We start from the raw sequence: 14,568 nt of genomic DNA, 5'->3' as shown, positions 1-14,568 counted from the left end.
CCTATCCCCCGTACTCGTACTCAGCGCAGCGGCACACGTACTCGCACTCGAATTCTGTTTTTGGAGGAATGGAGACTATTCAATCAGACCCGCCTTCCGTGCCCCGCGCCTCCCCAAACCACAAGATGTCACCGATGCTGGTCTCCCCATTGGTCGGGTCGTAAGTATTCCGCAGCACGAAGTCGCCTCGCAAGTTCCCATCGTCGTCGATCAACACCTTGAAGTCGCGGATATCATAAACACTGTCTGGCCCCGGTGAAAGCATCACCCATCCGGGCGAGTCCTCTGCCCCGAATAACGGCCCATAGGCAAAAGAAGGTTGGCTTGGCGCAAAGACATCGACAATCAGACTCGTGATGTATGAAACTGGCGTCGTGATACTGCCCATCCCATCCTCATCCGTGGGGTTTCGGAATGTGGTTAACCGAGGAGGGAAGTTCGGTTCAACAAACGGCGCCGCGGCGGGACAGGAACCCATATCATCTCTGTACGATTCAATGGCAGTCGCCAAGTAACGCATGTCTGCCCTCACCCGTGAGTAGTTGGATCGGCGCGACGGAGTCGTGGCATCCATCCAGAGCAAGCCAAGCGTAATCAGGATCACCGCAACCGCAACAAAGATGGCCATTGAGCGTCGAAACACGGGATTGAATGGGGACATGATTGGCGGAATCATGAGTCCGACTCCGACAACCCCTTCCGCATCACGGCATCGCCTTCATCGTCCGGACCGTTGGTCCCGGGAATGACCGCGACCGGGTGGAAACCGTTGCGACCGTAGAAGGCGATCGTACCCGCATCGGCCGCATATGTTTTCGCGAACACTGCATGCGCCTTCGCCCGCCGCGCTATGTCCACTGCGTGATTCAGAAGCTCCGTCCCGACGCCGCTGCGACGATGCGCGGCCATTGTGCCGATCGAGACAACCTCTGCCGACGGCGCGCAATGCAGCTTGCGCTCGACAATAACGGCCACGATCCCGAGAGGCGCGCCATCATCCCCCCGTGCGGCGAAGAACTGCGCACCCATCGCAACGTACACCTCAATCCGGTGGCGCAGGAAAGCAACATGCTCCGCGTTTGCCATATCGAAGTGCGCACCGCACTCAATCTCGGCCAACAACGGCAGAAACTTCTCCAGATCCTCCACTCTCAGTTCGCAAATCGACGACACCGTCGCTACCCAATCCCCAGCCGCGCCAGAATCTTGTCTTCCTCGGCGTAATTGAATGCGCTCTCGTCGATGCGCGGAGGATGATTCTTGCGCTGCCATTCGATCGTGCGGCGCAGCGCTTCCGGAAGATCGATCTCCGCCTTGAAGCCCAATTCGTCGCGAATGTGCGAGCAATCGCAGACAAGATCCTGGTCAGTGTTCATGTCGGCAACAAGCGACTCGGGCAGTTCCTCCTTGGGGACGGAGACAACGCGCCCGCTCCATCCGGCTTCGCGACCGATCGCTTCCAGCCACTCCTTCTCTGTCAGCCCGTCTTCCTCGCCAACATTGTAAGTCCGTCCCGCCGCGCGATCGTCATTCACCGCCAACGCAATTGCCGCCGCGACATTTTCCACGTAGCCGCGCGTCGTGCGCCACGCCGCATAGCCTTCCTCCAGAAGAATCGCCGGACGTGCATCGTCCATGCGCTTCAACGGATCGAACAACCGATACTGATAATCCTCCGGACCGTAAACCATCGGCAGACGCAACACCGTGCCCGGCAACTTCGGCTCGCCAAGAACTGCGCGCTCGATCGGGATTTTATCGTAGTCGTCCATGCGCTTCATCGGATCGTCGTCCGCGCGCGGTTCGTCTCCGCGATACGGATACAGATTCGTGCGCAACTTGCTCGTTTCATCCATCGGCACCGGCTGCAGCGGCCCGTCTTCCTTGCCCAGCAGAATTCCATACGCACGATAAACGTCCATGCTGCTGGCCACGACGAAGCGCTTCGCCAGGCCCGTGAAGACTTCCATCGCCTCCACCGCGTCCGACTCCGTGACGGCGATCATGTCCAGCACGACGTCCGGCGCAAATGTGCGGAACTCCACCGCGTGATCGCGCAACCGCCGCCGATCGCCGTGCAGGCGCAACACCTCGTGAGGGAAATCCGGTTCGGTGTGTCCGCGATGGAAGACGGCAACCCCGTGCCCCATCGCAATCAGCCGTCGCACAACGTGGGGGCCCATGAATCGGGTGCCGCCGATGACAAGAACGCGCATGACGGTGCTCCTTCGCCTGGGATTCTACCCTCATTGGCCAACATTCCCGGCCAAAAGGCAATCCGAAGCGTCATACGCTTTTCATTTGAAAGGATCGATCGCTACGAAGGCCCCGCCCTAAAGCATCCCCTTCGTGCTCGGCACGCCCGACATGCGCGGGTCCGCAGAGATCGCCACGCGCAGCGCACGGGCGAACGCCTTGAACAGGCCCTCGACGATATGGTGGGCATTGCGCCCGCGGCGGCACTCCAGGTGCATCGTCAGCCCGGCGTTATTGGCCACGGCGCGGAAGAAGTCCTCTGTGATTTCCGTCGCGTAATTCTCGATCATCGGCCGACGAAAATCCGCGTGGAAGTAAAGGAACGGCCGGCCGCAGAAATCGATCGTGCATTCGCACAACGCCTCTTCCATCGGCACGACGGCGTGTCCGTAACGCATGATGCCGGCCTTGTCGCCGGCCGCTTCCGCCAGCAGCATCCCAAACACGATCCCCGCGTCCTCCACCGTGTGGTGGCACTCCACATTCGTGTCACCGTCGGCGGTCAGCTTCAGATCCAGCCCGCCGTGACGCGCCAGCAGCACCAGCATGTGATCGAAGAACGGTACACCGGTGTGGCCCTCGAACCGGCCGTAGCCATCAAGATCGAGCCTGGCCGAAATGTCCGTCTCCGCCGTCTTGCGGCGCGTTTCGACGATCTTGCGTGACGAGTCCGTATCCTTATTAGGCATGGGTGCCATCCTCGACGAAGGTGTTTCGAGGTTGACCCGCCCGGCCGTGCGATGGCAACTGCATTTACAAGATGTAGCCGCCGCTAATCTGTGTCACAGGCCTTACAACTCCGCCCCGGAAATCCCCATGGCACCCAGCGATTTCGAACTCACTCGCTCCCCCGCCCGCCAGCGGGCCGACCACGCCATGGAGAACGCCGAGGACTACGTCGAGTTGATCAGCGATCTGCAGCGCGAAATCGGCGCCGCCCACAAGAGCGACATCGCCGCCCGCCTCGGCGTCAGCCACGTCACCGTCCACAAGACGATCAACCGCCTGAAGGCCCTCGGGCTCGTCAACGCGGAGTCCTACCGCGCGGTTTCGCTGACCGACGAGGGCGCGAAGCTCGCCGAGGAATCCCGCGCTCGCCACCACTTGGTCCTGCGCTTCCTGAAGGCCCTCGGCGTTCCCCGCCAGGCCGCCGAAGAAGACGCCGAAGGCATCGAACACCATGTCGGCTCGGACACGCTGAAGGCCATGACCCGTTTCTGCCAGGCCATGGAGAAGGACGGCACCTTCACCCGCGCGGCATCGAAGAAAACAAACTGAAAGGACAAGGGATGGAAGGACGGGAGACGATCCGGCTGATTGTTGCAGACATTGATGGCTGCTTCTCCGCGGGAGGAAAGCACCAGTTCGATCTGGAGGTTACGCGACGCGTTCGCGAATGGAACGACGCCTCGAAGGAAGACCCAACGATCCCCGCGCTCGTGTTCTGCACCGGACGCCCACTGCCCTACGTCCAATGCCTGCATCAATACGCTGGCGCGTACCTGCCCAGCCTTGCCGAGTGCGGCGCCGTTATGTGGGACCCGCGAATTCGCCGCTACAAAGTCCACCCCACGTACACGATTGAGAATCGTTGTCACTACGTTGAACTGGCAAGCCACGCCGAACAGGATCTGCAAACCAAGTACGGCAACATCGGCATTGAAGCCGGCAAGATCTGCCAACTGACATTGTTCCCGATTCCGCCGATGACCATGCAGGAATTGCTGCCACTTGTCGAAGTGTTCGGCGAGCGCTGGCAGGAGCGCTTCATCGTCGATCGCACGCACGCGGTCATCAATTTCCTGCCGCCTGGGATCAACAAGGGCACTGGATTGCAGTGGATGCTCGACGACATCGACATCCCGGCAAAGAACGTCCTCGGCCTCGGCGACGCCTCGAGCGATTGGGACTTCATGCAGCACTGCGGCCTCTCCGCAACGCCAAGCAATGCCCAGGCGGACTTGCGCGAACTCAGCGCCTGGAAACTCGACGGCGGACCGGCCGAATGTGTGATTGAACTCTACGATCGCGCCATGGCACACAACCGCACACTGACTGTCTCTGTGGATTAAGAAAACAAGTCGCTGTATCCGCTGCCCCGCAACGGCTGGCCAAGCAATCCCGCCAGGTCCTCCGCATCCTTCGGCGCATTGCCGTCCGGATGGTTATTAAAGAACACCATCGTCGACTGTGCCTTCTCCGACGATTCGCGAACCCGCGGTACCCACTCCTCTAGTTCCTTTTTGGAGTAATCGTACCGATAACGGTCGGACATCTCCTCGTGCTGGAACCACGCGTCGCGATTCCGCCCGTGAAAACGGAAATACGCGATCGGACCCGTCACGCTCTCGCGCGCCGACGCGGACAATTTCGAGACGTCCGGCTGGTCGAGAATCGCTCGCGAAAACTGCAACGCTGAAAGCTGCACATCCGCCCTGGCATTGTCCCACGAGTTGTGACGCATCTCCACGACGATCGGATCGTCCGGAAAAGCATCGCGAATGCGCGAAAGAAAATCCCACGTCGCCGGCGAAGCATGAAACGCGTACGGAAACTGAAACAACAAAGCGCTCAACGTCCCGGTCTCTCTGAACGGCTGCAGGAAATCGCGGAATGGTTCGATCACCGATCTTCCGATTTCCCGCCGATGCGTCAACTCGCCTGGGGCCTTGATCGAGAAGGCCAATCGCCTTTTCGATTTCTCCAGGATCGATTCCGCACTGCGCGGCGGCGGCGTACGGTAATAGGTGACATTCAGTTCCAGCGCATCGAACACATCCGAATAGAATCCAAGCATGTCCTTCTTCGACAGGTCAGGGGGATACCACGTCCCCTTCCAATCATCGTAGGAAAACCCGGATGTCCCGATCAAGATGCGCTTCGGCATGGCCGTCACTCAACAAGTTCACGATCGATCGTATCGAAAATCTGGCGTACCCACCAATGAACATCGCTGCGACGAATCACACTCCGCAGCCGCTCCATCCGCTTGCTCCGATGTTCATCATCCATGTGCAGCGCTTTGTAAATCGCGTCCGCCGTTTCTTCCTCGTCGTACGGATTCACCAACATGGCGCCTTTCTTCAACTGGTCCGCCGCGCCGGCGAATTCGCTCAAGATCAGAACGCCGTCATTGTCGAAATGCGATGCACAGAACTCCTTTGCAACCAGGTTCATCCCATCGCGCAGCGGCGTAATCAGCGCCACCTCGCACGACTTGTAGCGCCCCACCAACTGCGGGCGACTCAGCGTCCCGTAAACATAATAGATCGGCGCCCACCCGGATCGCGCAAACCGCCCATTGATCCGGCCCACCAATCGATCGAGCAGATTCTTCAAATCCTGGTAATCCGGAACGTGTGTCCGGCTCGGAATCAAATGCTGATACAGAGAAACTTTCCCCTGCATGTCGGGGTACTTCTCCAGGAAACGCTCAAACGCACGGAACCGCTCTGGAATGCCCTTTGTATAGTCCAGGCGATCCAGGCCCATGATCAACTTCATGCGCGGGAAATGCTCGTGAAAGTACCACGCCTCCTGATTTGCTTCCTCTGACTTCGCCGTTTCGACAAATTCATCGAAGTCGATACTGATCGGCCAGTTTCCGACGCGAACTTCTCGCCCGTCCTCCAACTGAATCGTCGTGACGCGTCGTTGAATTGTCGCGTTGGCGCCATGAACCATTTCGCGAACGCACGCTACGAAATTCTTTCGATCTCGCAGCGTCTGGAAACCGAGAAGATCGTATTCCAACAAGGCCTTGATCATCTGCCGCCGCCACGGCAGCCGTCGAAAGAGGTCCGGAGATGGAAACGGAATATGAAGGAAGAACGCAATCGGCCCCTTCCAACCGTGCTTCCGCATGTAATGCCCGGCCAGGCAAAGCTGATAATCATGAACCCAGACCACGTCCGCAGGTTCCGCCGACTCGCACGTCACGCGGGCAAATCGCTCGTTAATCTCCTGATAGGAATCCCACGTCTCTCGATCGAACCGACAGTATCCAAGAAGATCGTGAAACAGAGGCCACAGAACCGCATTCGAAAACCCGCGATAGTATTTGTCCTCTTCCTCTTTCGTCAGCGGGACGGACTTCAATTTGTATGCCATCGAGTTGGAATGCTGCTCGAGCACTTCGTCGACTTGCTCATCCGGCTCTGCACCAATCCAGCCGGTCCACACGCCGCCGTTCTCCGACAGGATCGGATTCAGCGCCGTCACCAAGCCGCCCGCGCCGGGTTTCACTTCCCAATTGCCATGTTCGTCTTTATTCAGAATGACCGGCAGTCGATTGGACACAACAACCAGACGTTTCTTCAATGTCGTCATTTACATTTCCTCCAATCAGGCTTCCGAGTTTTCTTCTTCTTGCTGCTCCGTCGTGAGTTCGACTTCGCGTTCCGCAATGCGTTCGCTTTGAACACGAATGGGGCTGTCTCCGCGAACATACAACGTTTGCGTCGGGTAAGCGAACGAGAGTCCTTCTTCCGCGAATCGCCGATAGATGTTCAGGTTAATCTTCTCCTGAATATCCATGTACAAATTGTAGTCCGGACTCAGAACATAGTAGACGACTTCGAAATCCAACGAAGAGGCCCCGTAAGCCTTGAAGTGCACGCGATCGTGCCGCGTCTTCTCCTCGTTCTTGATCACGTCTTCCACAATCTGCTTAGCACGTTCCAACTGATCCGCGTTCGTTTGATAGATCAGCCCAAAAGCAAACACCACGCGCCGTTCGCGCATCCGTTTGTAATTCCGAATGCGGCTGTCAATCAAATCGGTGTTGGCGAAAATCAACTGCTCGCCTCCCAGGCTGCGGATGCGCGTTGTCTTAATTCCGATGCGCTCTACGGATCCCATCAGATCGCCCACAATAATGAAGTCGCCAACCTCGAAAGGCTTATCCATCAGGATCGCAACGGAACTGAACACATCGCCAAGAATCTTCTGCAAGGCAAAGGCAACAGCGATACCGCCGACGCCGAGCCCTGCGATCACTGCACCGATCTTGATGCCCATGTTCGAGAGCACCAGCGCCACCACGATCGCCCAGATCGAGATGATCGCGAAGAACTTGATCACGGATGCTGTTGTTTCGACCGCAATGTCGGTCTTATGGAACTTCTTCAACCCTTTGCGCAACCATTGCTCCACGCTCGCGTTTGCCCAGAACCCCACCTGGATCAAAACAATGACAACAATGACCTGCAGGAGAATCTTCCGCGTCTCCAGCGGCATCGTGATCAGAAACGTCCCGATATACATTGCAACGGCGAGCAACGTAATTGCGTACGTGCTATCCACGACTTTCTCAAAGAAATCGTCCCAAGTGTATTCGGTTTCACCAGCAACCTTCGCCAGTCGCACCTTGAGGATCTTGCGAACCAACAGGAACACGAGAAGAAGAACGATCGTCGCGGTACCGAACAGGACCCACTCGCTGATCAGAACTCCCGCGATCTTATCGCCTCCCAATTCTCCCAGAAGGTCCTGCATCCATTTTTTCAGATTCATGCGCAGATCCTTTTCCATGTATTCAAGAAATCAATCAGCTCCTCCGGCGGCGTCAGCCACAGGTCCGCGCGCGTCTCGCGGAACTCGCCACGCACCAGCACACGCAACCCGCGACCTTCCAGCTCGCGGAACGCATCCTCATCCGTCAGATCGTCGCCCAGATAAGCGATCGCTGCATCGGACTGCTCGTCCGCCAGGATCGCACGGACTGCGTCCCCCTTGTCGCGCCCGCCCACGCGCAATTCCAACCCGCCGTCGAAACCATGAAGCTCCAGCGGCGTGCCCTCGGCGAACGGCGCCCAGGCCGCCCGCGCCTCACGTTCCAACTCGATCGCCTTATCCTCCCGCAGGGCGCGCCAATGCAATGCGAAGCAACCCGGCTTCTCCTCCGTCTGCTCGTTCAAACCCCGTTCATCCGCCCAGGCCCTGGCCCTTTCGATCCCGCGCAGCGCATCCTGGCCCATCTCGGGCACTTCGCACCGCCCGTCCGTCCACAGGTGTTCCCACCCGTGAGACCCCCAGATTTCCGGATGCGGGTCAATATCCAGCAACGGCAACAGGTCTCTCGTATAACGCCCACTGATCACCGCCAGCCGCGTCGAACCTGACTCCAGAATCTCCCGCACTGCCTCCCGCACTCCCGGGTATGGCACCGCCTCGTCGCGCTTCTCTCGAAACGGCGCCAATGTCCCGTCGTAATCCAGCAGCAGGACCCGCCTCGGCGCCGCTCGCAGCCGTTCGAAGAACCCTGCGGGGTCGCCGCCGGGCTTCAGAATCTTCACAGATAAACTCCCTCGTCTCTTGCTGGAACAATCTCCCGGCACACCACCCGTGTCAAAGAGACACGCAGGCCCGCGGCGAGAAGCCGCGTTTACAGGCGCCGGGCTGATTTCCTGTTCAGAGGGAGCAAGATCGGTGCGAGCCCCCCGCCGCTCATCCCCGTTGACGACAGATCATCGGCGAACCATCATTCCTTCAAATCGAAACTAGACCCATTCCCCGCAGCACGAAACTCTGCGACTGGCGAATTCGTCTTCTCTCTCGGAGGTGAGTTATGAGGAGTTCCCTGCGCCTTGCCGTATTCTGTACGGCACTGGCACTCGCTTTAACTTCGATCTGTAGCGCCCAGGGTCCGTTGACCCCGCCCGGCACGCCGGCCCCCATCATGAAATCCTTGGATGAAATCTACACGGCCGCCGAAGCCAGCGGCCCGATCGGTATTCCCATCAATCAGGAAACCGTTCCTGGCGGCGCCGTCGCCACGTTCCTGATCACCGAACCGGGCTCTTACTACCTGACCGAGAACCTGACAGGCGAAGAAAACAAGGATGGTATTTCGGTCACTGCAGACGATGTCACGATCGACCTGCATGGCTTCACGCTGACGGGAGTCCCAAATAGCAAGATCGCTATCAACGCGGCAAGCAGCAGCAACTTCCGCGTTTCCAATGGGACAGTCCGCACTTGGCCTGAGGGCGGCGTCGTCGGATACATCCATACCAGAATCGATGGACTCCTGGTGTACGACTGCGGGGGCGCGGGCATTAGTACGTCCGGATCCGCTATTATGAGAAACTGTCGCGTCGTCAGCAGTGCTTCCACCGCCTATTACGCCGGGGACTTGGCATACTTGGAGAACTGTACGGCGGCATCAGGCGATGGCGCCGGATTCGCCTTCGGAGGGGGCTGCGTCATCCGGAACTGTACCGCAATCAACAACGGAGGCGTCGGTTTCGCCCAGGGGAGCGGAGGTGGCAGCATTCTTGAAAACTGCGTCTCCAATCTCAACAACCCGGATGGCTTTTCCCTCTGCGCGGGAAATATCGTTCGTAACTGCGTTGCATACAAAAACACGACTGGAATCTACCTGAGGTGTGGCAAGAACATGGTCACAGAGAACCTGATCCGTAACAATGATACAGGTATCACCGCATCCACGAACGGAAGCGAGGTTGTCTACGGCAATACGCTCGTGGGAAACACAACCGCCTTCTCCGGAACAACCGGCAACTACTTCGGCCCAGCCCAACTTCCCACAACCGCAACCAGTCCCACCGCGAATTTCGTAATTCCGTAATAACCCCAGAGGGGGAACCTGAGGAGGTTCTTGTGAACAATCCCAATCACTCTACGAAACTGGCGGGAGTTGCAATCTTCCTGCTCATTCCCGTCTTGCTCATCGCGCAAGGCGCGTTGACGCCACCCGGAACACCAGCCCCGAACATGAAGTCGCTGGACGAGATCTACACCGCCGTCGAAGCCAACCGCCCGATTGGCACCGCAATCAACGCGCAAACAACGCCTGGCGATGGAACGGCCACATTCGTGATTGTTGATCCCGGCTGTTACTTCTTGGACGAGGATGTTGTTGGCGAACCCTCAAAGGACGGTATTCGCATTGATGTCGATGGAGTCCAGATCGACCTCCGCGGACACAGGATGACCGGCAATGCGACGAGCCAAAGGGCCATTAACGGAATGGCGCGCTACGAGATCGTCATTCGAAATGGGATCATCGACGATTGGCCCGGCGGAGGAGTAAGGGCCGACTATCGATCGGTCATCGAAGATCTGATTCTCAATTCCAATGGTTCTACCGCCATCTATGGAAAGGACAACTTGTCCGTGCGGAGGTGCCGGGTTTTTGGAAATGACACAACGAGTATGGGGATCGACTGCCAGGACCGATCGCTCATCAAAGAGTGCTTCGCATCGCACTGTGTCTATACGGGCATCGGATTTCTGGGACACTGCATTGTTCGAGACTGCGTTTCAGACAACAATGGAATGGATGGATTCACACAAAACAGCAGCGGGTACTCAATCGTCGAGGGGTGTGTCGCCCAGAATAACCAACAAGATGGGTTCGACTTGTGTTACAACAATCTACTCCAGAATAATCTCTCGGCTGGAAATGACTTGAATGGAATCTATGTACGCTGCGGCTATAACCTGGTCAGGGCGAACTTCGTCCGAGGCAATGCCGTGGGAATCAAGCTCTTCGCGAACAGCAACGAGCAAGTCTACAGCAACACGCTCGTCGGGAATACAACAGACATCTCCGGCGAAACCGGAAACTCGGTCGGCCCGGAGCAATCCGTCGCAACCGCCACCAGTCCCACCGCCAATCTTGTCGACTGACAAGGAGCGATTGCAACCCGATCGCCAATGAATCCATTGACGATCGCATCAAGTCGAGCAACACTTTGCAGAATGGCAACAACTCTGGTATTTAGCCAAATTCTGCACCTTGCCTGCCTGGCAAAGGAGGTTCTCTTTGAAGAAGCTTCGCTCTCACTTAATCGTAGCGCTTGTAGGTCTGGCACTGTCCCTTCCGATACTGGTTTCCGCGCAAGGATCCCTGACACCGCCAGGGACTCCTGCGCCAACGATGAAGTCGCTCGACGAGATCGACTCTTCCATCGGTAAAGTGCAATCATCGGTCGACGATCTGGAAACGCTCATCGAGGCGACCGCGCGACCCGGAACGGAATTGAACAGCCAGAACACGCCCGGCGATGAAGACTCGACCTTCATCATCGCATCACCCGGATACTACTACCTGGGGCAGGACCTGGCCGGTGAGGAATCCAAGAATGGAATTTCGATCTCTGTTAACAACGTCATCATCGATCTGCGCGGCTACAGAATGGTCGGCACGCCCACGAGCTTGTTCGGTATCAGTGGCGCCGGGGCTTCAACGCTTACCGTCTTCAATGGTGAAGTGTCGGAGTGGCCCGGCGGCGGGATCAACTTGGGCTCACGGTCCCGAGTCGAGAACGTGATCCTGGATTCGAACGGTACAATCTCCCTGAGTGTAGGGTACTTCAGTTACATCCGCGACTGCCGGGTGTTTGGAAACGACACTTCCGGGACGTGCATCAAGTCCCTCGGCTCCTCGATCATCGAAGACAGCATGGCGAACCATGCACTGTTCACTGGAATCCGTATCGACACGCACACCATCGTCCGCGACTGCATCATCCAGCAGAATGGAAGCGATGGAATCTATCAGGCCGCTGGTGGTCATACGCTCATCGAAGGCTGCCTCTCTCGAAACAACGGGGGAAACGGCATCAACCTCTGTGGCACGGCGATCGTGCGCGACAACAACTGCACGGGGAATACAGACGCCGGTATTCAAGTACGATGCGGGAACAACGTCGTCACCCAGAATCTTCTCACGGGCAATGACACGGGAATTGCCCTCTTCAGTAACCAGGAAGAACAAGTCTTCAGCAATATCCTGACAGACAATACGACGACCAATATCTCCGGCAAGACGGGAAACCTGGTGGGCCCGGAGCAATCCGTTGCAACCGCCACCAGCCCGACTGCCAATTTGGTCGACTGAGAAGGAGCGCTTGATGAAAGCAACGAAGCCTCTTATTGTGGCCACAGCCATCCTGATCGCCGTCGCGATTGCATCGGCCAATTCGACAATCGACACAACCGATCGCTACAGTTGGGGAGCGAACGTTGGTTGGATCGATTGGCGAGCCGGAGATGGCACCGATGGCGCCGTCATTACATCCCATTACGCCAGCGGCTACATCTACTCCGCTAACATCGGTTGGATCAACCTGGGCGACGGGTCACCGACGAATGGGCACTCCTACTCGAACGCGGCCGCGGATGATTTCGGCGTGAACGTTTCTGTGGATCCCTCGTCTTCGCCGCACGTCGCCTACCTGAATGGTTTTGCCTGGTCAGCCAACGCCGGCTGGCTGGCCTTCTACTCGGCCTCCCCGGCCAATCGGCCACGCGTCAACCTCGTCACCGGCGAACTCGAAGGCTACGCCTGGGGTGCCAACATCGGATGGTTGCCGCTTTCCCAGGCAAGCGCCGTCATCTCCACCGACATGTCCGAGTTCCCCACAAAGACCGAAGTCTCGATGATGGTGATGGCGAACACGCCGTATCGATTCGCAGCGGACTACAATGCCGATGGCGTCGTCGATGCCGCCGACGTGATTGTCGCGCCACTGTAAGGGAAAACGGCGAGCCGTCGCAGTGCAGAACGCACCGGCGGCTCGCTTGCACTTAATCGATCGGCGGGATCAGGCGGAACCAATAGAACCCGTGCGGTCCCAGCGTCACCAGATAGGACAACTCGCCGATCGCCGGGAATCGAATCATCCCGAACAGATCCACGGGAACGTAACCCGCGAACTGCCGCAGGTCGATCTCCACGAATTGCGAGAACCGCGACAGATTGTTGACGACCAGCAGCACATCCTCTTTGTAGCGACGCAGATACGCGACCACATGCTCGTTGTCCGGGTGAAGGAACTCGATGTCTCCCCGGCCGAACACGGGGTTGTGCTTGCGAATATCCAGCACCATCCGCAGCCAGTTCAGGAACGACGACGGACTGCGCTCAGATTCTTCCACATTCACACCCTGATAGCTGTACCCCGGATCGAGAATCAGCGGTAGCGCAAGCCGACTTGGATCGGCCTTTGAGAATCCCGCATTCCGATCGCCGGTCCACTGCATCGGCGTGCGAACGCCCGAGCGATCGCCGATGTAAATGTTGTCGCCCATTCCGATCTCATCGCCGTAGTACAGAATCGGACTCCCCGGCAGTGTCAGCAACAGGCTGTGCATCAACTCGATCGCACGCCGATTCTTCTCCATCAGCGGAAACAGCCGACGCCGAATACCAACATTGATTCGCATCCGTGCTTCCTTCGCGTACGCGTTATACATATAGTCGCGCTCTTCGTCCGTTACCATCTCGAGCGTCAATTCGTCGTGATTGCGCAGGAACATTGCCCACTGGCAGGAATCGGGAATCTTCGGTAGCAAGTTGATGATGTTCTCAATCGGCCGACGATTCTCCTGGCGCAGCGCCATGAAGATCCGAGGCATGATCGGGAAGTTGAACGCCATGTGGAATTCGTCGCCGTCGCCGAGGTACTCCGCCACATCCTGTGGCCACTGATTCGCCTCGGCCAGAAGCAACGCGTGCGGATGATGCTGGTCGCAGAACGCGCGCAGCTTTCGCAGAAACTCGTGCGTCTCCGGCAAGTTTTCGCAATTCGTCCCCTCGCGCTCGAACAAATACGGCACGGCATCTACGCGGAACCCATCCAGCCCCTTCTTCAGCCAGAAATCGCAGATGTTCAGCATCTCCTGCTGAACTGCCGGGTTGTCGAAATTCAGATCCGGCTGGTGACCGAAGAACCGATGCCAGTAATACGCGTCTGCCTCCGGATGATACGTCCAGTTCGACGTCTCCGTGTCACAGAAAATAATCCGCGCATCCAGATACTTGTCGGGCCGCTCGCTCCAAACGTAATAGTCGCGATACGGCGAATCCGGGTCTGCCGCGCCGGCCTTGAACCAAGGATGCTCGCTGCTGGTGTGATTCACAACCAGGTCCGCGATCACGCGAATGCCTCGCGCGTGCGCCGCCTGCAGGAATAACTCGAAGTCCTCCATCGTTCCGTAGTCGTTGTGGATCGCGTAGTAATCCGCGATATCGTATCCATCGTCCCGCAGCGGGGACGGATACATCGGCAGCAGCCAGATACAAGTCACGCCGAGTTCTTTGATGTAGTCGAGCCGCTCCCTCAGCCCGATGAAATCGCCGATCCCATCCTCGTTGCCGTCCATGAACGAACGCACGAAGACCTCGTAAAAAACCGCATCCTTGTACCAGTCATTCATCCGTCGGGGAGCCCTTTCCCTGCGTGATCTCGCCAGCCATGGAGAGTCTTACGCGCCGCGGAGGCCGGACGCAAGTCTCCAGGTGTCCCCGCAAGACCGGGGCCGGATGGGGCTGGATGTGGA

At 57.9% G+C, this 14,568-nt stretch carries 15 protein-coding genes; 6 read left to right on the top strand and 9 right to left on the bottom strand.

Going from position 1 to position 14,568, the window contains the following annotated elements; translation table 11 throughout:
* Window positions 1-79 precede the first annotated feature (79 nt).
* From KQI84_16505 to hisB, 4 genes are all read right to left on the bottom strand, one after another.
* Window positions 80-676 (bottom strand): hypothetical protein, encoded by a 597-nt coding sequence (locus KQI84_16505; GenBank protein ID MCB2156478.1) that lies wholly within the window; start codon window positions 674-676, stop codon window positions 80-82.
* Entirely contained in the window at window positions 673-1,173 is a 501-nt protein-coding gene (locus KQI84_16500) for a GNAT family N-acetyltransferase (GenBank protein MCB2156477.1), read from the bottom strand. Before KQI84_16500 ends, KQI84_16505 begins: the two co-directional genes overlap by 4 nt.
* 5 nt (window positions 1,174-1,178) lie before the next feature.
* Window positions 1,179-2,216, bottom strand: coding sequence for an NAD-dependent epimerase/dehydratase family protein (locus tag KQI84_16495; GenBank protein MCB2156476.1), 1,038 nt, complete (start codon window positions 2,214-2,216; stop codon window positions 1,179-1,181).
* Window positions 2,217-2,333: 117 nt separating this feature from the next.
* The gene (hisB, locus tag KQI84_16490) at window positions 2,334-2,945 is read right to left on the bottom strand and encodes an imidazoleglycerol-phosphate dehydratase HisB (GenBank protein ID MCB2156475.1); all 612 of its coding nucleotides are present in this window, start codon (window positions 2,943-2,945) and stop codon (window positions 2,334-2,336) included.
* Between the two features lie 127 nt (window positions 2,946-3,072).
* Between hisB and mntR the strand changes: the two genes are divergently transcribed.
* Window positions 3,073-3,534: a manganese-binding transcriptional regulator MntR gene (mntR, locus tag KQI84_16485; protein MCB2156474.1), complete on the top strand. Its 462-nt coding sequence runs from the start codon at window positions 3,073-3,075 to the stop codon at window positions 3,532-3,534.
* 11 nt (window positions 3,535-3,545) lie between these two features.
* Window positions 3,546-4,328, top strand: coding sequence for an HAD hydrolase family protein (locus KQI84_16480; GenBank protein MCB2156473.1), 783 nt, complete (start codon window positions 3,546-3,548; stop codon window positions 4,326-4,328).
* On the opposite strand, the gene KQI84_16475 is transcribed toward KQI84_16480, so the two are convergent.
* Genes KQI84_16475 through otsB form a run of 4 tightly spaced genes read right to left on the bottom strand, consistent with a single transcriptional unit; the run spans window position 4,325 to window position 8,552 of the window.
* Window positions 4,325-5,143 (bottom strand): DUF72 domain-containing protein, encoded by an 819-nt coding sequence (locus KQI84_16475; GenBank protein ID MCB2156472.1) that lies wholly within the window; start codon window positions 5,141-5,143, stop codon window positions 4,325-4,327. The genes KQI84_16480 and KQI84_16475 overlap by 4 nt on opposite strands.
* Before the next feature lie 5 nt (window positions 5,144-5,148).
* Window positions 5,149-6,585: a trehalose-6-phosphate synthase gene (locus KQI84_16470; protein MCB2156471.1), complete on the bottom strand. Its 1,437-nt coding sequence runs from the start codon at window positions 6,583-6,585 to the stop codon at window positions 5,149-5,151.
* A gap of 15 nt (window positions 6,586-6,600) precedes the next feature.
* Window positions 6,601-7,770, bottom strand: a complete 1,170-nt coding sequence (locus tag KQI84_16465; GenBank protein MCB2156470.1) for a mechanosensitive ion channel family protein — start codon at window positions 7,768-7,770, stop codon at window positions 6,601-6,603.
* The gene (otsB, locus tag KQI84_16460) at window positions 7,767-8,552 is read right to left on the bottom strand and encodes a trehalose-phosphatase (protein ID MCB2156469.1); all 786 of its coding nucleotides are present in this window, start codon (window positions 8,550-8,552) and stop codon (window positions 7,767-7,769) included. The genes KQI84_16465 and otsB overlap by 4 nt, the downstream gene beginning before the upstream one ends.
* Before the next feature lie 272 nt (window positions 8,553-8,824).
* Here otsB and KQI84_16455 point away from each other — a divergent pair, with 272 nt between their 5' ends.
* The 4 genes from KQI84_16455 to KQI84_16440 all read left to right on the top strand — a co-directional run bounded on the left by KQI84_16455 (window position 8,825) and on the right by KQI84_16440 (window position 12,761).
* Window positions 8,825-9,847: a right-handed parallel beta-helix repeat-containing protein gene (locus tag KQI84_16455; GenBank protein ID MCB2156468.1), complete on the top strand. Its 1,023-nt coding sequence runs from the start codon at window positions 8,825-8,827 to the stop codon at window positions 9,845-9,847.
* Between the two features lie 32 nt (window positions 9,848-9,879).
* Window positions 9,880-10,911, top strand: coding sequence for a right-handed parallel beta-helix repeat-containing protein (locus tag KQI84_16450; protein MCB2156467.1), 1,032 nt, complete (start codon window positions 9,880-9,882; stop codon window positions 10,909-10,911).
* 136 nt (window positions 10,912-11,047) lie between these two features.
* A complete protein-coding gene (locus KQI84_16445; protein MCB2156466.1) occupies window positions 11,048-12,124 on the top strand; it encodes a right-handed parallel beta-helix repeat-containing protein in 1,077 nt (358 codons plus the stop codon).
* Between the two features lie 13 nt (window positions 12,125-12,137).
* Entirely contained in the window at window positions 12,138-12,761 is a 624-nt protein-coding gene (locus KQI84_16440; protein MCB2156465.1) for a hypothetical protein, read from the top strand.
* A 52-nt stretch (window positions 12,762-12,813) separates the two neighbouring features.
* Here the strand turns inward: KQI84_16440 and treS are convergent, their stop codons facing one another.
* A complete protein-coding gene (gene treS, locus KQI84_16435) occupies window positions 12,814-14,445 on the bottom strand; it encodes a maltose alpha-D-glucosyltransferase (GenBank protein ID MCB2156464.1) in 1,632 nt (543 codons plus the stop codon).
* Window positions 14,446-14,568 lie beyond the last annotated feature (123 nt).

It is taken from the genome of bacterium (assembly GCA_020444065.1).
Taxonomy (GTDB): Bacteria; Sumerlaeota; Sumerlaeia; order SLMS01; family JAHLLQ01; genus JAHLLQ01.
This window is presented reverse-complemented; position numbering and strand designations above follow the sequence as displayed.